Source organism: Bacillus sp. ISL-7, assembly GCF_018613065.1.
In genome coordinates this window covers 52,581-71,735 of the sequence record NZ_JAGGQW010000034.1, presented here as the reverse complement: position 1 = coordinate 71,735, position 19,155 = coordinate 52,581, and the positions used below count along the sequence as shown (strand labels likewise).

At 40.1% G+C, this 19,155-nt stretch carries 18 protein-coding genes and 1 other annotated feature; all 18 genes read right to left on the bottom strand.

Annotation, left to right across the window (positions count from 1 at the left end; translation table 11 throughout):
• Window positions 1-50 precede the first annotated feature (50 nt).
• A complete protein-coding gene (pyrE, locus tag J7E66_RS12070; RefSeq protein ID WP_215000292.1) occupies window positions 51-701 on the bottom strand; it encodes an orotate phosphoribosyltransferase in 651 nt (216 codons plus the stop codon).
• The gene (gene pyrF, locus J7E66_RS12065) at window positions 698-1,414 is read right to left on the bottom strand and encodes an orotidine-5'-phosphate decarboxylase (RefSeq protein WP_168242735.1); all 717 of its coding nucleotides are present in this window, start codon (window positions 1,412-1,414) and stop codon (window positions 698-700) included. Before pyrF ends, pyrE begins: the two co-directional genes overlap by 4 nt.
• Window positions 1,386-2,327 carry a dihydroorotate dehydrogenase gene (locus J7E66_RS12060; RefSeq protein WP_215000290.1) on the bottom strand — a complete coding sequence of 314 codons (942 nt, stop codon included), beginning with the start codon at window positions 2,325-2,327 and terminating at the stop codon, window positions 1,386-1,388. The genes pyrF and J7E66_RS12060 overlap by 29 nt, the downstream gene beginning before the upstream one ends.
• Window positions 2,324-3,097 carry a dihydroorotate dehydrogenase electron transfer subunit gene (locus J7E66_RS12055; protein WP_215000287.1) on the bottom strand — a complete coding sequence of 258 codons (774 nt, stop codon included), beginning with the start codon at window positions 3,095-3,097 and terminating at the stop codon, window positions 2,324-2,326. Before J7E66_RS12055 ends, J7E66_RS12060 begins: the two co-directional genes overlap by 4 nt.
• Window positions 3,094-6,300 carry a carbamoyl-phosphate synthase large subunit gene (carB, locus tag J7E66_RS12050; protein ID WP_215000285.1) on the bottom strand — a complete coding sequence of 1,069 codons (3,207 nt, stop codon included), beginning with the start codon at window positions 6,298-6,300 and terminating at the stop codon, window positions 3,094-3,096. The genes J7E66_RS12055 and carB overlap by 4 nt, the downstream gene beginning before the upstream one ends.
• Window positions 6,293-7,384 (bottom strand): carbamoyl phosphate synthase small subunit, encoded by a 1,092-nt coding sequence (locus J7E66_RS12045; RefSeq protein WP_215000279.1) that lies wholly within the window; start codon window positions 7,382-7,384, stop codon window positions 6,293-6,295. The genes carB and J7E66_RS12045 overlap by 8 nt, the downstream gene beginning before the upstream one ends.
• Window positions 7,381-8,667, bottom strand: coding sequence for a dihydroorotase (locus J7E66_RS12040; protein WP_215000277.1), 1,287 nt, complete (start codon window positions 8,665-8,667; stop codon window positions 7,381-7,383). The genes J7E66_RS12045 and J7E66_RS12040 overlap by 4 nt, the downstream gene beginning before the upstream one ends.
• On the bottom strand, window positions 8,627-9,568 hold the full coding sequence (locus J7E66_RS12035; RefSeq protein WP_215000663.1) for an aspartate carbamoyltransferase catalytic subunit: 942 nt from the start codon (window positions 9,566-9,568) through the stop codon (window positions 8,627-8,629). The genes J7E66_RS12040 and J7E66_RS12035 overlap by 41 nt, the downstream gene beginning before the upstream one ends.
• A gap of 161 nt (window positions 9,569-9,729) precedes the next feature.
• Window positions 9,730-11,058: a solute carrier family 23 protein gene (locus J7E66_RS12030; RefSeq protein ID WP_374103846.1), complete on the bottom strand. Its 1,329-nt coding sequence runs from the start codon at window positions 11,056-11,058 to the stop codon at window positions 9,730-9,732.
• A 158-nt stretch (window positions 11,059-11,216) separates the two neighbouring features.
• Complete coding sequence (gene pyrR / locus J7E66_RS12025) at window positions 11,217-11,759, bottom strand: bifunctional pyr operon transcriptional regulator/uracil phosphoribosyltransferase PyrR (RefSeq protein ID WP_215000273.1); 543 nt, start codon at window positions 11,757-11,759, stop codon at window positions 11,217-11,219.
• A 184-nt stretch (window positions 11,760-11,943) separates the two neighbouring features.
• Window positions 11,944-12,855 carry an RluA family pseudouridine synthase gene (locus J7E66_RS12020; protein WP_215000271.1) on the bottom strand — a complete coding sequence of 304 codons (912 nt, stop codon included), beginning with the start codon at window positions 12,853-12,855 and terminating at the stop codon, window positions 11,944-11,946.
• Window positions 12,827-13,336 carry a signal peptidase II gene (gene lspA, locus J7E66_RS12015; protein ID WP_251032892.1) on the bottom strand — a complete coding sequence of 170 codons (510 nt, stop codon included), beginning with the start codon at window positions 13,334-13,336 and terminating at the stop codon, window positions 12,827-12,829. Before lspA ends, J7E66_RS12020 begins: the two co-directional genes overlap by 29 nt.
• A 94-nt stretch (window positions 13,337-13,430) precedes the next feature.
• Window positions 13,431-13,721, bottom strand: coding sequence for a hypothetical protein (locus J7E66_RS12010; protein WP_215000269.1), 291 nt, complete (start codon window positions 13,719-13,721; stop codon window positions 13,431-13,433).
• A gap of 145 nt (window positions 13,722-13,866) precedes the next feature.
• Entirely contained in the window at window positions 13,867-16,635 is a 2,769-nt protein-coding gene (gene ileS, locus J7E66_RS12005) for an isoleucine--tRNA ligase (protein ID WP_215000267.1), read from the bottom strand.
• 76 nt (window positions 16,636-16,711) lie between these two features.
• Window positions 16,712-16,954: a binding site (T-box leader), on the bottom strand.
• A gap of 49 nt (window positions 16,955-17,003) precedes the next feature.
• Window positions 17,004-17,519, bottom strand: coding sequence for a DivIVA domain-containing protein (locus J7E66_RS12000; protein ID WP_215000265.1), 516 nt, complete (start codon window positions 17,517-17,519; stop codon window positions 17,004-17,006).
• A gap of 87 nt (window positions 17,520-17,606) precedes the next feature.
• The gene (locus tag J7E66_RS11995; protein WP_215000263.1) at window positions 17,607-18,380 is read right to left on the bottom strand and encodes a YlmH family RNA-binding protein; all 774 of its coding nucleotides are present in this window, start codon (window positions 18,378-18,380) and stop codon (window positions 17,607-17,609) included.
• 30 nt (window positions 18,381-18,410) lie between these two features.
• Complete coding sequence (locus tag J7E66_RS11990; protein ID WP_215000262.1) at window positions 18,411-18,674, bottom strand: YggT family protein; 264 nt, start codon at window positions 18,672-18,674, stop codon at window positions 18,411-18,413.
• A 6-nt stretch (window positions 18,675-18,680) separates the two neighbouring features.
• Window positions 18,681-19,148: a cell division protein SepF gene (locus tag J7E66_RS11985; protein ID WP_215000261.1), complete on the bottom strand. Its 468-nt coding sequence runs from the start codon at window positions 19,146-19,148 to the stop codon at window positions 18,681-18,683.
• Between the last annotated feature and the right edge of the window lie 7 nt (window positions 19,149-19,155).

Sequence of the window (19,155 nt, the reverse complement as noted above, 5' to 3'; positions counted from 1 at the left end):
AAAACACATGATTTATCAGCGTTAAATTCATTTTATCAGCGTATTTTCGATTATATCAGCGAATCTGTTTCAACGAACTGTTTGCTCCATTCAGATGGATCTTTCCTCCATAAAAGCAGACTTTTCTGATCCTCTGCCGTAACGTTGCCTTTTGAAATCGCTACTTCTATTAATGTCGGAAAATCAGTCAAAGAAATACTCTTAATCCCGTTTTCCTGAAGCAGTTCTCTTCCCTTTTCCAGCCCATATGTAAAAATAGAAACAACTCCAAGCACTTCACAGCCTGCTTCCCGTAATGCTTGAACTGCCGTAATCACACTGCCCCCTGTTGAAATTAAATCCTCAACAACGACAACTTTTTGACCTGATTCAACCTTGCCTTCAATCTGATTTCCTTTGCCATGCCCCTTTGCCTTTGAACGAACATAGCACATTGGTAAATCCATTAGCTCACTCACCCAAGCTGCATGTGGAATCCCAGCTGTCGCCGTACCAGCAATAACTTCAGCTTCTGAAAAATTCTCAAGGATGAGTTTTTGCAAGCCAGCAGCAATTTCTCTTCTAACAGCCGGGAATGAGAGTGTTAGCCGATTATCACAATAGATTGGTGACCGGAGCCCTGATGTCCAAGTAAATGGATCCTGTGGCTTTAAGGCAACCGCATTAATTTCTAATAATCTTTCAGCAATCACGTGTTTCATTGTCGTATCCCCTTCCATGCTTCCATCCATTTTTCATAGCTTTTCACTGGGTCAACTGACCGAGTAATCGAACGCCCTACAACAATAGAACTTACCCCCGAATTTCTCGCAAATTCCGGTGTAGCCACTCGCTTTTGATCCCCAACCTGATCAGACTCCATGCGAATTCCTGGGCATACGGTCAAAAACGATTGCCCAGCTTTCTCCCTAATAAAAGCAGCTTCCCAGGCAGAGCAGACGATACCGTCCAGGCCAGCTTCTTTTGTAAGTAACGCATAATGTAAAACGGATTCTTCCAATGAAACAGGAATGAGCTGTTCTTTATTCATTTGCTCTTCTGATGTACTCGTCAACTGTGTTACCGCGATGCAATCAGGTCGTTTCCGTCCTGCAGAAGTCCCTGCCTCCAGTCCTTCAAGTGCAGCTGCCATCATCTCTTTTCCCCCAGCAGCATGAACATTAACTAAGTCACATTCCAATCGGGCAAGCCCCTTCATCGCACTTTTCACAGTGTTCGGAATATCATGAAGCTTTAAATCCAGAAAAATATGATGACCTTTTTCTTTTAATTGATGAACGATTGAAGGGCCTTCTTGATAAAATAACTCCATACCAACTTTCACAAAAAGCTCCTTGCCTTCAAAAGGCTGCAAAAAACGATTCACTTCGCTGCCATTAGCAAAATCAAGCGCGATGATAAGTGAGTTGTCCATCTTCTCTCCAGCTCCTTCCTGTACATTCACTGATGTGTTCAAAGCCTAATTTTTCTAGTAAAGCTGGTAATTCCTCAATAATGGTCGGACATACGAAGGGATCCACAAAATTTGCAGTTCCAACTGCTACGGCACTTGCGCCTGCATAGAAATACTCAATCACATCGGCAGCCGACTCAATTCCACCCATGCCAATAATCGGAATGGATACAGCCTGACTGACTTCATAAATCATCCGTATGGCAACAGGTTTAATAGCAGGACCTGATAAGCCGCCTGTACGATTGGCTAAAATCGGTTTGCCCGTTTTTAAATCAAGCCTCATCCCAACAAGTGTATTTATCATGGTTAAACCATCGGCGCCCCCAGCTTCCACCGCTTTCGCCATATCCACAATATTAGTAACATTCGGTGACAATTTCACATACACCGGCACTTCGGAAACTTCCTTTACCTTCCGGGTTAATTGCTTAGCTACTTCAGGTATTGTACCAAATGCAATTCCTCCCGTTTTCACATTTGGACAAGAGATATTTAGTTCTAATGCATGCACATTTGGTGCTTTTGAAATACGGCGAGCAACCTCCACATAATCCTCTTCGAGTGAACCTGCAACATTTGCGATAATCGGGACATCGTACTGGGAGAGCCAAGGCAGCTCCGCGCCTAGTACTTTTTCAAGGCCTGGATTTTGCAATCCGATTGCATTTAACATCCCTGATGTTGTTTCTGCTACCCTTGGGGTTAAATTTCCGAACCGCGGTTCTACTGTTGTGGCTTTAATCATAATCGCGCCCAATACACTCAAATCATAAAATTGGCTGTACTCACGTCCAAATCCAAAACATCCCGAGGCAGGCATGATAGGATTTTTCAGTGTTAAACCCGGTAATTCGATGTTCAAACGGCTCATATCAATACCTCCCCGGCGCGAAAAACGGGCCCATCGCTGCATACCTTTTTATAGGCAACTCCGGTTGGGTCTTCTTTACTTTTACACACGCAGGCAAAGCATGCCCCAATTCCGCAGCCCATTCGTTCTTCTAATGATAAAAACATTTTTTTATCCGAATAACTTTGTTCAATCGCCTTTAACATTGGTGTTGGTCCGCATGTATAAATACAATCAAATCGTAAATCCTTCATAACATCTGTTACAAATCCTTTCCTTCCATAGGAACCGTCAACAGTAGTCACATAGGTTTCGCCATTTTCTAAAAATTCCTTTTCGTAAAAAACCGCCGTTTCCGTTTGAAAGCCTAGTACATGGATAACCTTTACACCTTTTTCGACTAATTGGTTAGAAAGTTCATATAGTGGCGGAACACCGATTCCACCGCCAACAAGCAAGGCTGTCTCACCTTTGCTGACCTCATCGACAGGAAAGCCATTGCCGAGCGGTCCAAGGATGTCAAGTTGCTTCCCTGGACCCAATTCTGCTAGCATTGTTGTTCCTCTACCTTCCTTGCGATAGATCATGGTCATGCTCTTTTGTTTTTTATCGAAGGAAGAGATACTAATGGGCCTTCGTAAAAGCGGGTCCCACCCATTTGAGACCCTAATATGCACGAATTGACCCGGGGCACTAATTTGTCCGACCAATTCTCCCTTTACAGTAAGCTCATATATGTCTGCAGCAATTTCTTTTTGGCTGCTGATTTTGCATAACTCTTTTTTAATCAAGCAAAGACAGCCTCCTTTTTCACTGAATCCATCGCTTCAGCCGAGAAGTTCATCGACTCAATCACTTTTAGGATAGCATCTGCTGTGTCTAATGAAGTTAAACACGGAACTCCATTTTCAACGGCTTCCCGGCGAATTCTAAACCCGTCGCGTTGCGGTTGTTTACCTTTGGTCAGTGTATTAATTATAAATTGCGCTTCGCCATGTTGAATGACATCCAAAAGAGTCTTTCCTTCCGAACCAATCTTTCCGACCTCTTTGACTCTTAGTCCAGCCGCCTCTAAAACAGCTGCTGTACCGCTCGTTGCCATTAAACGATAACCGTTAGCGGAAAATCGCTTCGCCAGCTTTAAGGCTTCCTGTTTATCTTTATCTGCTACAGTAAACAATACCGTCCCAAACTTTTGGACATTCATACCTGAAGCAACTAATCCTTTATAAAGAGCTTTTTCAAGCGTTACATCCTTACCCATTACTTCCCCTGTCGATTTCATTTCCGGTCCGAGGGTTATATCCACACTTTTGAGCTTAGCAAAGGAGAAAACAGGAACCTTTACGAAAACCCCTTCTTTTTCAGTTGCAAGACCAGGAATGTACCCTTGATCAACAATCGATACGCCCAAAATTGCTTTAGTGGCTATTTTCGCCATTGGAAGATTCGTTATTTTACTTAAGAAAGGAACCGTACGGCTTGAACGCGGATTAACCTCAAGCACATAGACTTGATCCCCTGCCAGAACGTACTGGATATTTAATAATCCGATAATGTTTAAGCCCTTTGCTAATTTCTCTGTATACTCCACAAGTGTTTGTTTTACCGTCTCAGTAAGAGTTTGCGGCGGATAAACAGCAATCGAATCACCAGAATGGACCCCCGCTCGCTCGATATGTTCCATAATTCCAGGTATTAGTACATTTTCTCCATCACAGATGGCATCTACTTCGATTTCTTTACCTGTTAAATAGCGGTCAATCAACACTGGATGATCTGGATTAATTTTTACAGCATTTTTCATGTAGTGTAGCAATTCCTCTTCATGGTAGACAATTTCCATTGCCCTTCCCCCAAGAACATAGGATGGGCGGACTAGAACAGGATAGGCGATTTCGTTGGCAATCACCACCGCTTCTTCCACTGATAAGGCTGTTTTCCCTAACGGCTGCGGAATATTTAATTGTTGAAGAGCATGTTCAAACTTATCTCTATTTTCAGCACGGTCTATATCTTCAAGGCTTGTTCCAAGGATTTTGACCCCATTTTCAGCAAGATCTGCGGCAAGGTTGATAGCTGTTTGCCCGCCAAATTGGACCACAACCCCAATTGGATTTTCTAACTCAATAATACTCATGACATCTTCAATCGTCAGCGGCTCGAAGTAAAGCTTATCGGAAATACTGAAATCGGTGGATACCGTTTCAGGGTTATTATTAATAATAATTGCTTCATATCCTGCTTCCTTAATGGCTTTAACCGAATGAACAGTAGCATAGTCAAACTCAATTCCTTGACCAATACGGATAGGTCCCGACCCGAGAACAATCACACTTTTTCTGTCCGTTACGACCGACTCGTTTTCCTCTTCATACGTACCATAGTAATAAGGTGTTTCCGATTCAAATTCTGCTGCACAAGTATCAACCATTTTATAAACAGGGATAATCCCTAGGCTCTTGCGCAGGTTAAAAATCTCTTTTTCAGTACTATTCCAAAGTTCAGCGATTTTTTTATCAGTAAAACCTTTTTGCTTTGCTTCAAAAAGGATTTCGTTATCAAAAGGATTAGAAGCAATTTTTGCTTCCAGACATATAATCCCTTCCATTTTCTTCAAGAAAAATAAATCAATTTTACTCCATTGATGCAAGGTTTCTATAGTAAGTCCTCGTTTTAACGCTTCTGCAATGTAGAAGAGACGCTCATCTCCTGCTTTTCGAATCCGCTTCTCGAGTAATTCATTATCAATTTCCTCCGCACCATTTAATTCAAAATGGAAGACGCCCGCCTCAAGGGAACGAATGGCTTTTAATAGGGATTCTTCAAACGTCCGGCCAATCGCCATAATTTCCCCGGTTGCTTTCATTTGCGTCCCTAGTGAACGATTCCCTGATTCAAATTTATCAAAAGGCCATCTAGGGATTTTTGTTACAATATAATCGAGAGCTGGTTCAAAACTTGCGTACGTTTTCCCAGTAACCGGGTTCAACATTTCATCCAGCGTTAAGCCAACGGCAATTTTTGCAGCAAGCTTGGCAATTGGATAACCAGTGGCTTTTGATGCTAATGCCGAAGAACGGCTAACACGTGGATTTACTTCGATTATAAAGTAATTGTAGCTATCTGGATCTAAGGCCAGCTGAACGTTACAGCCCCCTTCAATTCCTAAAGCACGAATGATTTTTAGTGATACATTCCTTAGCAGTTGATATTCTCGATCACTTAGGGTCTGACTTGGTGCAACCACAATGGAGTCCCCAGTATGAACACCCACCGGATCAATATTTTCCATGTTACAAACGACAATTGCATTGTCGTTTCCATCACGCATAACTTCGTATTCAATTTCTTTGAAACCGGCAATACTTTTTTCGAGCAAACATTGATTCACAGGACTATGCTTTAGTCCACTTGCGATGATTTCCTCAAGTTCTTCTGGATTATGACAAATGCCGCCTCCCGTTCCTCCTAGAGTATAGGCAGGACGGACAATCACAGGGAAACCAATCTGTTCAACAAAAGCCTTAGCTTCAGCTAATTCATGAATGATTGCACTATCAGGTACCGGTTCGTTTAACTCATTCATTAAGCTGCGGAATAGGTCCCGATCTTCTGCTTGTTTAATCGCGGAAAGTTTAGTACCAAGAATTTCAACCTCGCACTCAGCTAAAACTCCGGATTCAGACAACTCAACAGCCAGATTAAGACCAGTTTGTCCGCCGAGAGTAGCTAGAAGGGAGTCTGGACGTTCTTTACGAATAATTCTGCTGACAAACTCTACTGTTAATGGCTCGATATAAACAGCATCAGCAATTTCTGTATCTGTCATGATGGTTGCAGGATTAGAGTTTACTAGAATAACACGATAGCCTTCTTCTTTTAGAGCGATACATGCCTGAGTACCGGCATAGTCGAATTCTGCAGCCTGCCCAATGACGATTGGACCCGAACCAATTACTAAAATGGAGTTGATATCTGTACGTTTAGGCATTTGCTGTAACCTCCTGTTTGTTCTCTTCCATTAGGGCAAGAAACTGATCAAATAAGCCGTTTGCATCTTCAGGTCCTGGAGATGCTTCCGGATGATACTGAACAGTAAATGCCGGATAATCTAGGTGTTTTAACCCCTCAACCGTTCCATCATTTATGGCTATATGAGTAATTTGTAATCTTGTGTTTTTGATTGACTCTTCTTCAACTGTATATCCATGGTTTTGTGCAGTAATCGCAACTTTCCCTGTAGTTAAGTCTTTGACAGGTTGATTGGAACCGCGGTGACCAAACTTCATTTTTTCGGTGTTCGCCCCGCACGCCAGGGCAAATAACTGATGGCCAAGACAAATTCCGAATAATGGAACTCTGCCTAATACTCCTTTTAACATATCGATTGCTTCTGGTACATCCTTTGGATCCCCAGGTCCATTTGACAGCATAATTCCGTCTGGACTTAATTGAAGAATTTCTTCAGCCGTAGTGTGATATGGTACAACGATCACATCACAGCCGCGCTGATTTAATTCACGTAAAATTCCATGCTTCATTCCAAAATCAACAAGTACAACTCTTTTCCCGCGTCCAGGACTAGGATAGGCATTTTTAGTTGATACTTGACGTACCTGATCGATAGGAAGTGATGTTCCACGCAATTTTTGTAGAACCTGATTTGCATCTTTTTCAATACTGCAAATTGCTCCCTTTAGTGTTCCGTATTGGCGGATAATTCTTGTCAATTTTCGTGTATCAATCCCTGCAATTCCCGGGATTTTTTTCATTTCAAAATATTCATTCAACGTATATTCACTTCTCCAATTGGACGGGAATTCTGCCGCTTCTTTAACAACGAATCCCTTCACAGCCGGATTGATTGATTCGAAATCATCACGATTAATCCCATAGTTACCAATAAGCGGATAGGTTAGTGTTACAATTTGTCCACAATAGGATGGGTCAGAAAGGATTTCTTGATAGCCAGTCATCCCTGTATTAAACACCACTTCACCTATCGTTTCAGTATCACTGCCAAATCCTTTACCGATAAAAATTGTACCGTCTTCTAAGATAAGCTGTTTTTTCATGCTAGTACACATCCTTTTTCCCAAGCAATTTGCCCTCCAGCTATGGTCATATCAGGCCATCCTTTACATTTCCAGCCGCCAAATGGAGTATTTTTTCCTTTTGATAAGAATTCTTCTGGTTTAATTTCATATTCTTCATCGAGGTTCAAGATTACTAAATCTCCTGGTGCGCCTACTTCTATTCTTCCATATGGAAGCCCGAATGCTTCCGCTGGTTTTATTGTTAAAAATTCAATTAATTGGTTAAGCGAGATGATATTTTTTAATACAAAATGTGAATACAGCAGTGGGAACGCAGTTTCTAGTCCAACAATTCCGAATGGAGCGAGAACCATTCCTTCACTTTTTTCTTCTGCTGTATGCGGCGCATGATCGGTTGCAATAAAATCAATCGTTCCATCTAGAAGTCCTTCGATTAGGGCCGTTCTATCATCTGCACCACGAAGCGGTGGATTCATCTTGAAATTCGTATCAAGCCCTGGAATATCATCTTCAGATAACAATAAATGATGCGGTGATACTTCTGCGGTTACATTAATGCCTGCTCGTTTTGCATCCTTTACCACCCGAACCGATTCCTTAGTACTAATATGGCAGACATGATAATGACAGCCTGTGGCTTCAGCTAAGAGGACATCTCTTGCAATCTGAACTGATTCGCAGATGGAAGGAATACCATTCAAGCCATGTTTCTCTGAGAAAGAACCTTCATGGACACAGCCTTTATTAATTAGCGTGTTTTCTTCGCAGTGTGCAACGATTGCCATATTATTGGCTGCTGCTTTCCGCATGGCTGCTAGCATCCTCTCAGCCGACTGAACTCCGACACCATCATCGGTAAAGGCAAACGCTCCCGCTTCATTTAATGCCTCAAAATCAGTTAGTTCCTGGCCAAGCTGTCTAGTCGTAATCGATGCATATGGCAAAACCCTTACCTTTGCTGTTTCGCTGATTCTGTTTTGCAGCCATTCCATTTGTTCCTTGGTGTCAGGCACCGGTCTTGTATTCGGCATCGCTGCTATTGTTGTAAACCCGCCCCTAGCTGCGGCAAGTGTCCCTGTAGCGATGGTTTCCTTTTTTTCTCCGCCAGGCTCGCGAAGATGAACATGTAGATCAATAAATCCTGGTGAAACTAACTTCCCAGCTGCATCCACTATCCGATCCACAATCGCATCAATGTTCGTTTCAATTTTTGCAATAACACCATTTTCTACCAATATATCAGCTTGTTTTGTTTCCCCATTAGAGGCTATGTAGCATGCGTTCTGAATAAGAATGTTCATAATTTTTTCCTCCTTCAAGACTTTCAATTGATCTTTTAATTGCTGCCATTCTTACATATACACCGTTTTCCATTTGCTTAAAAATTCTTGACCGCTTGCACTCCACAAGACTATCAGCAATTTCTACATTTCTATTTACTGGAGCAGGATGCATAATGATACTGCCCGACTTCATCATTTTTTCTCTTTCTAAAGTGAGCCCAAATTGTTTATGGTACTCATTTGCTGTAAAACTGCTTTTATTATGGTGCCGTTCATGTTGAACTCGCAGCAGCATTACTACATCTGCTTCTTGTACTGCCTGATCAATAGGCCTATACCTAGATATATCTACACTCCTAGTATCAAACCATTCTTCTGGTCCAGAAAAAACCACTTCCGCTCCCAGCCTGGTCAGAACATCTGCATTGGAACGCGCCACCCTGCTATGTCGGATGTCTCCAATAATGGCAATTTTTAATCCTGCAAATTGGCCAAATTCTTGTTGGATGGTCAATAAATCTAGAAGCGATTGTGTTGGATGATGTCCGCATCCATCACCGCCATTTATGATTGGGATATTAATCTTCCCAACTAACTCATCAAAGTATCGATCCTGATCATGACGAATGACAATCGTATTTACGCCAATTGATTCTAAGGTCTTCACAGTATCATAAAGTGTCTCCCCTTTTTGAACACTTGAGGTTAGAACTTCAAAAGGGATAACTTCTAATCCTAATCTTCTTTGTGCCACTTCAAAGCTGCTCTTAGTTCTTGTGCTTGGTTCGAAAAATAGATTGGCAGTAAACATTTGCCCTTCAGGATGCCACTTCATTCCATTTTTGAATCCCTGAGCATCTGCTAAGATTTGATTAATCTCCTCCACCTTTAATTCATTTGTGGTTAGTAAGTGATTTATCATCCGTCTTATTCCCGCCTCTCATTTTGATAAAAAACACCCTGACCATTGGTTGGTTCAGGGTGTAAGAATTCACGACTTAATCCATGAGACTAAAATCATGGCATCAAGCTTACACCCTTATAAATCTCTCTGGATTTATTTAAAAAGTTGAAACTTTATTATGCAGTTTTCCGCTTTTCAGAGGATTGATTCTCCTCAAGCATATTTTCATTAATTGGTTCTTTGCCAGGCAGGATGAGATTTAAGAGAACCCCGCAAATTGCTGCCAATGCCATACCTTGGATTTGCAATGAATCAGATACTTTTATCACAGCGCCACCGATGCCAATCACCAGGATGACAGAAGATATGACAAGGTTCCGCTTGTTTCCAAAATCAATTTTGCTATCAACCAGCATTCGCAACCCTGAAGAAGCAATAATTCCGAAAAGCAGAATCGAAACTCCGCCCATAACCGGTGTTGGAATGGTCCCGATTAAGGTCGTTATTTTTCCAATAAAACCAAAGATGATAGCGAAGACTGCTGCACCAGCAATGACATACACACTGTATACTCGTGTAATGGCAAGGACACCAATGTTTTCACCATAAGTTGTTTTGGGTGGGCCGCCAACCAAGGCAGAAATAATTGTTGCTGTTCCATCACCAAGAATCGAGCGGTGCAAGCCGGGGTCTTTAATATAATCACGACCAACTACTTTACTTAGTACTAACTGGTGTCCGATATGTTCCGATAAAGTTACAATTGCAACTGGTACCATTAAAAGGACTATATCCCAAGTGAATTTTACTTTATAACTTACAAATGGAAGGATAAATTCAGGCATTTCAAACCATTTAGCATCTAATACTGGTTTGAAGTCGACGATCCCAACTAGTAGTGCATAGATATATCCCACAATTATCCCTGCTAAGATAGGGATCATGCTTAACATTTTTTTTGCATAGATCGAGAAAATAATCGTCGCTGCCAAGGTAACAAGTGCGACGGAGAAATGAAGCAAGCTGTACTTTCCAGTCGCAGGATTATTCATTGCCATATTCACTGCAGTTCCAGATAGAGCTAATCCGATAACAATGATAACTGGGCCGACAACAATTGGCGGCAGCAGGTTCATGATCCAGCGGTGCCCCGCCTTGCTTATGACAAGTGCAACAATTCCGTAAACTAATCCTGCTAGAAAAGTACCGACCATCGCACCACCAGGGCCGCCTGCTGTTTTGGCAGCAATGACAGGTGCGATAAAGGCAAAGGATGAACCCAGATAAGCAGGAACCTTGAATTTAGTTATTATTAAAAACGCCAATGTTCCAAGTCCACTTGAAATAAGTGCAATCGCTGGGCTTAAACCCACCAGGTAGGGAACAAGTATTGTTGCACCGAACATAGCAAACAAATGCTGTAAGCTTAATGTTATCCATTGAAATGGTTTTGGAATCTCTTTTACGTCTAGGATTGGTTTATTGTTCAATTGGATTTCCTCCATTTGATATACTACATTTTATTAGTATCTATTTTTTTCATAAAAAAAACCCTCTTTGCCAATAAGGGTACAAAGAGGGCATGGAAATGCCATAATGAAGTCTCATGTTGGCATATTCCCCTTTGTCAGCCTCACAGGACTAAATTTAAAAGGGTTGCTATTTATTTTTCAAAGATACTTACTTGATCAACCTTATCCACTTCGGCTAACTCAACAACGATTTTTTCGTCACTTGACGTTGGGATATTTTTCCCTACATAATCTGCCCGGATTGGGAGCTCACGATGTCCTCGGTCGACTAATACCGCAAGTTGGATAACTGATGGGCGTCCTATATCCATTAAGGCATCCAGCCCAGCTCTAACTGTTCTTCCCGTATATAAAACATCATCAACAAGAATTACTTTTTTATTATTTATACCAACCGGAATAACTGAGCCTTTAACAAGTGGCTCTTGACTTTCCGTCTTCTTAGTTAAATCGTCTCGATAAAGGGTAATATCTATCTCACCTATAGCAATCGACTTGCCCTCAATCTCTTCAATTTTTGCTGCAAGTCGATCCGCAAGATAGATGCCTCTCGTCCGGATACCAACCAGAATGCAGTCCTCTATACCTTTGTTTTTTTCAATAATTTGGTGGGCAATTCTAGTCAGCGCTCTACCGATAGCTTGTTCATCAAGGACAACAGCTTTTTGGTTCATATTACACCTTCTTCTTTAGTAAAAATAAAAAACCTCTCACCCAATTCTGGTGAGAGGTTAACAAGTTAATTCATAGATATGGACATAGTATGACCATAATCTTAACCGTTTCCTTCTCAGCCTCTCGGGACTGTTTTAAAGGCTTATTAAGCTAAAATCATCTTACTTTAAATAAACAACTATGTCAACGATTATTTCGAAGCTGTGTTAGCAACAATTCGATATCTTCTGGAAGCGGCGCTTCAAATTCTAAATATTCGTTAGTTCTCGGGTGGTTAAATCCAAGCACACCTGCATGCAAGGCTTGTCCTTCTATGTCCAGTGTTTTTTTCGGTCCATATTTTGGATCACCAGCGAGAGGATAGCCAATATATTTCATATGAACACGAATTTGGTGTGTTCGACCAGTTTCTAATTGGCATTCTACAAAAGTAAAGTCTTTAAACCGTTCAATCACATGGAAATGCGTGACGGCATGTTTTCCGTGGTCAACAACTGTCATGCTTTGGCGGTCTTTTGTATCCCTGCCTAGCGGAGCATCAACAGTTCCAAAGTCATGTGGAATGACACCATGGACAATCGCTTTATATTTACGAGTGACAGTTTTTGCCACCAATTGATTGACAAGGCTTTCGTGAGCCATATCATTTTTGGCCACCATCAACAGCCCAGTAGTATCTTTATCAATCCGGTGAACAATCCCGGGTCTTAATACACCATTAATACCCGATAAATCCTTACAGTGGAACATTAAACCATTGACTAATGTCCCTGACAAATGCCCTGGTGCCGGATGAACAACCATCCCTCTTGGTTTATTTACAACCAATACATCTTTATCTTCATAAAAAATTTCTAAGTTTAGATCTTCAGGTAAAACATCTAGTTCTTCTGGGTCTGGTATTGTGATCTCAATTTTATCATTTGTGCTGCATTTATAATTGGTTTTAATCTGTTGTCCGTTCACAAGGACATTACCTTCTTTTATCCATTGCTGTACTTGTGTTCGGGACCATTCTTCATCAAAGCTTGAGATCACCTTATCAATCCGATCTCCTTTTTGCTCCTCAAGAATGGTGTGTTCCATTTTCTCCATATGATTTCTCCTTTGATTCTCTCTCTTCTAGCAACATTTGAATCATTAACATGATGACACCGATCACTAAAGCTGAGTCTGCGATATTAAAGACTGGGAAATTATAGCCAAAAACATACGTATGAATGAAGTCGACAACTTCCTTACGAATCACACGGTCAATAAAATTGCCTATGGCACCTCCGAGCATTAATGCTAACGATAACCCTAGCAGCCATTTTCCTTTTACTGCTTTGTATAGATAATACATAATAGCAACTATTACAATGACAGTAATTACATAAAAAAGCCACATTTGACCTTGTAATATCCCCCATGCTGCTCCACGATTACGATGAGAAGTAATATAGAAAATTTTATCAATGATGGTAATACTTTCTCCTAGATACATGTTGCTTACAATTAACCATTTCGTAATTTGATCTAATAAAATAACAAAAAGAGCGATTAAGTAATAAAACACTAAGAAATACCTCCACATCAACCTAGACTTGCGATTCTAGGCGCTTTCGCTTTTCATACTTCTTAAGCATTTTAGCATACTTTTTCGCTAAACGAAAATGGAACATTATTAATTAAGAATGGTAAATTGATTTTTTGAAGTAACTTTCCAAATACTCTGAGTCTCTTTGTGATTTTAAGGTGGGAATCATCTTTAATAAATCAGCGGATAAAAATTCACCGGAAATTTCACATTGCCCAAAATTCCCATTTTCTAACTTTTGGATTGCTGTAATAGTATCTGACAATTCCTCTTCCAAAATGGTTGTAAACCAATTTTTTCCTTGTTTATTTTTTAACGAATATTCGATTTCTTCTTTCGTTTGACGGAGTTCAAAGAACAGCTTTTCCTGCGATGCATTCATAGTTGTTACCTCCGTTACTCATTTTTCTTATTATTTCCGTCATCAATTACTTAACTCGGAAAAACATTTGACAACAACTACAACAATTAACGGAGAAGGAAAAAATTAAAAGCCCTGTGCATTTTTGCACAGGGCTTCACTTTATTTATGCTAAATGGGTATAGTTTTCTTTTACTACGTCCGCACAACGGTTGCAAAGTGTGGAATGTTCTGGATTTTGACCTACTTCCGGTGTAACAATCCAGCAACGCTCACATGTTTCTCCCTCAGCTTTCGTAATAACAATGGATGCAGTTTCTAACTTCACCGCATGTTCAGGTGCTTCCTCATATGTTCCCGCTACTTCGAAGCCTGAGATAATAAACAACTGTTTCATATTTTCATCAATAGAATCTAATAGCTGTCTCGATTTTTCATTAACATACAGGGTTACTTTTGCGGTTAACGATTTACCAATCACCTTTTGATTACGGGCTTCTTCAAGTGCTTTTAACACATCATCACGCAGATTCATGAATTCAGTCCACTTTTCTTCCAAAGCATTTGCATTGCTCAACTCCTGGTATTCTGGAAGGTCAGTCAATTGAACACTTTCTTCTGTTACAGATGGAATGAATTTCCACACCTCATCAGCTGTATGGGACAGAATTGGCGAAACCAACTTAGTTAATGCGAAAAGTGATTCATATAAAACTGTCTGGATCGCACGACGCTCATGATTATCTGTTGCCTCAATATAAAGGACATCTTTTGCAAAATCTAGATAGAATGAACTTAAATCAAGGGTACAGAAATTATTAATCGCATGATAAATACCTGCAAATTCATAGTTTTCATAGGCCTTACGAACATTTTTAATCAGCTTATTTAATTTAACAAGCATGAATTGATCGACTTCCCGTAGATTTTCATAAGGAACTCTATCTGCAGGGGTAAAGTCTGCTAAATTCCCCAATAAGAATCGGAAAGTATTTCGAATTTTACGATACACTTCAGCAACCTGTTTCAAAATAGCATCGGAAACACGAACATCTGCTTGATAATCAACGGAAGCAACCCAAAGGCGTAAGATATCTGCGCCTAATTGATTCATCACTTTTGCAGGGATTACTACATTCCCGATTGATTTACTCATCTTTCTACCTTCACCGTCAAGAGCAAAGCCATGGCTTAATACTCCTTTATACGGTGCTTCACCTGTCACAGCTACCGCAGTTGATAATGACGAGTTAAACCAGCCACGATACTGATCAGAGCCTTCAAGATAAAGGTCGGCAGGTCGAACTAAATCATCTCTTTCAAGTAACACTGCTTGATGTGAGGAACCTGAATCAAACCACACGTCCATGATATCCGTTTCCTTTGTAAATGTTCCGTTTGGACTTCCTTGATGGGTAAAGCCCTCCGGAAGTAAATCTTTTGCCTCACGTTCAAACCAAATATTAGAACCATACTCACGGAATAAATCTGAAACATGATTGATCGTTTCATCAGTGATGATTTCTTCCCCATTTTCTGCATAAAAAACAGGAATTGGTACCCCCCAGACACGTTGACGGGAAATACACCAGTCCCCACGGTCACGCACCATATTAAATAACCGCGTTTCACCCCAAGCAGGAATCCACTTGGTTTCCTTCACCGCATCGAGTAATTCATTACGGAAATCCTTAATAGAAGCAAACCACTGGGCTGTAGCACGGAAGATAACCGGCTTCTTCGTTCTCCAGTCGTGAGGATAAGAGTGAGTTATAAACGAAAGCTTAAGTAGTGCACCTGCATCTTCTAATGCTTGTGTAATTGGTTTATTAGCTTTATCGTAAAATAATCCTTCAAAGCCCGGTGCTTCACTTGTCATCACGCCTTTATCATCTACAGGGCATAATACTTCTAAACCGTATTTTTGACCTACATGGAAGTCATCTTCCCCGTGGCCTGGTGCTGTATGAACGCATCCAGTACCGGCATCAGTTGTTACATGTTCACCTAACATGACCAATGAATCACGACCATATAGAGGATGGATGGCAAGAATATGCTCTAATTCATTTCCTTTTACCTTCTGAATAACTGTTGCTTCTTCCCAGCCAATTACCTTCGAAACTTCTTCCAGAAGAGCTTCAGCAACTAGGTATTTGTTTTCATTTGCAGATACCACTACATAAGTTAAATCAGGATGCACTGAAATTCCTAAGTTTGCAGGAATTGTCCATGGAGTAGTCGTCCAGATAATAATTTGGGTTTCCGTGTCAAGGACACCTTTACCATCCCTTACCTTAAAGCCCACATAAATGGATGCAGACTTTTTATCCTGATATTCAATCTCTGCTTCTGCAAGTGCTGATTCACTTGAAGGGGACCAATAGACAGGCTTAAGACCTTTATAAATATAACCCTTTTTGGCCATTTCACCGAAAACCTTAATTTGTTGTGCTTCATATGCTGGGTTAAGAGTAATATAAGGATTTTCCCAGTCACCACGAACACCAAGACGTTTAAATTGTTCACGTTGATTATCAATTTGTTCAAGAGCATATTTTGTACAAAGTTGACGGAATTCTGCAACCGTCATTTCTTTGCGTTTCACTCCCTTATTGGTTAACGCCTGCTCAATAGGGAGTCCATGTGTATCCCAGCCAGGTACGTATGGTGCATGATAACCACTCATAGATTTATAACGGACAATCATATCTTTTAAAATTTTATTAAGGGCATGGCCCATATGGATATCACCATTTGCATACGGAGGACCATCATGTAAAACAAACATAGGACGTCCTTTGGTCCGTTCCTGGACTTTTTTATAAATATTCATCTCTTCCCATTTTGCCTGAATCTCAGGTTCTCTTTGTGGAAGATTACCACGCATCGGAAATTCAGTTTGCGGCATTAATAACGTATTTTTATATTCCATCTTTTCTTCCTCCTGTAATCCTCTTCATATAACAAAGAATAGCCAATAGACAAACAAAAAAACCCTCTCATCCCAAAATAGGGACGAGAAGGTTTTTTTCCCGCGGTACCACCCTGATAAATAGTACGAAATAATCGTTCTACCCTCTTAAACATTCGTAACGTGAATAACACGCCTAAGCCTACTATCCTTAAAGAAGGAGGTTCGACCTGGAACTCGAGGGTGATTTTCCAATTTTCAACTTTACCGGGCTTCCACCACCCCCGACTCGCTTTTAAAAAGCCATAGAAAATTGTACTTTCCCTTTCATCGTCATTGACCATTCTTTATAACTGTTAAGAAATTATATGCTAAAAAAACGCATTTCGTCAAGCTAATGAATCTTCTTCTTGATGAACTTTTAGCTCTGTCGCATCAACCTCATACTCTAATAAGTGATCCCAATCATCCGTGTTCAACATATCAAGCTGAGCTTCAATCAACATTTTAAACCGAGTTCGGAATACTTTGGATTGTTTTTTTAAATCCTCGATTTCAAGAGCAATTTTCCTTGCTTTTGAAAGTGAATCATTGACAATTCGATCCGCGTTTTTCTCTGCTTCCTTAATGATTAACTTCGCTTCCTTTTGGGCATTACGTTTTACATCTTCCCCAGCTTCTTGAGCAATGATGATTGATTTATTCAGAGTATCCTCAATAGTAACAAAATGACCAAGACGCTCATTCATATCGTTTAAGCGTTCTTCCATTTCTTTTTTCTCTCTGAGTACTAATTCATAATCTTTGATGACTTGATCGAGAAATTCGTTCACTTCATCTTCATCATATCCTCTAAAACCCTTATTAAACTCTTTATTATGAATATCCAACGGTGTTAACGGCATTGATGCCACCTCCATACAATCTCTAATTCTATATGTATAAGCAATTATTCGACAACATTCTTCGAATTTCCTTCTTTACTTATGTAGTTATTTTTGTTTTCCGACATTTATTCGCCATTTTTCTTTTTTTGTTTTCCCTTCGATGGCGAGAATTTTTGCTCTTCCGTATCCTCTAACTGAAATCATATCACCAACATCGCATTCAAATGAAGGATTTTCGGTTAATGTCCAATTCACTTTCACGAGCCCTTGTTGAATAAGAAGTTGTGATTTTTGCCGTGATACATGATAAATACCTGAAATAACAGTATCCAATCGTAGTGAAGATACTGTTAAATCACTATCGACCAATAATTCATTGGTACGGATGGCATTCTCGATATCTGTTTCAGTTAGTTTAACGCCAGCCCTGCCAATTGTTTCGACATTAGTTTTTATATAGTCGCTTATTTCCTTTGCAGCGAAAAATTGGCATTTATCATCCTTATTGAGGATATCACCAAATTTCCCTCGCTTTAGCCCTAAAGACATTAACGTACCCAATACCTGTCGATGTTCGATCGTGACGAACTTGGTTGGATAATGGATTTCAAAAAGACTGATTTGAAATTCTTCTTCCGTGGCGGTTAGATAATCTGGAAAGATTAAGGCTCTTTTTCGTTCAACATTCGGGCTGCCGCCAAAAAGTTTATAATTTACTTGGCCATGTTCACCAATTAATATTTTTAGAATATGCTGTTCCCTTGGATCAAGAAAATCTGTTAACTTAGGAGTATATTGCGTCTCGACATAATCCTTCCAATTTAACACTTGGTCAATATATTCTCGTTCTTCTGGCCGGAAATGCTGGTAAATATTCATTTTTCAAAACACAACCTAGTTTCAGTATTCTTATGCAAGCCAGCGATATACACTGCCTAAACCACTGCTCGCAAAGTTTAAAACAAGAAATCCAACAATAGGTGATATATCCATCATACCAAGAGGTGGGATGATTTTTCTAAATGGCTCTAAATAAGGTTCACAAACTTTTGCTAAAAATTGACCAATTGAGGACTCTCTAGCATTTGGAAACCAGGACATTAAAATATAAATAATTAATGCCCACGAATAAACTTGAATTAACTGTTGTAATAAACTAAATACAAATGCCATTTAACATTACCACCTCATATTTTGATTATCAAAGTCAGGAATCAGATCGGATATATTTCCTGACACCTCAACATTATCAGGAGTACATAAAAATATACTTAAACCAATTTTTTGAATGTCACCCCCGAGGGCATAGACAACTCCGCTTAGAAAATCAACAATTTGCCTGCCTTGTTCACTATCAATCCGCTGCAGGTTCACTACAACTGCCCGGCGATTTTTTAAATGGTCTGCAATATCAGTTGACTCAGAATATGTACGTGGTTCAACTAATATTACCTTGGATGACTTTGATGAAGTGGTAGTTTTTTGGACGCTTTGCAAGCTAACAACATTTTGGTTTTTTACCACTGGCAGATGCTGTTGCTTTTGCTTTACAGGAGCCGGTTCAACTGTTTGTGCATAATCATCATTAGTATCATCATATTCATCATCTAAAAAGAAAAATGTTTTTAATTTTGATTTAATCGTCATTATCTTC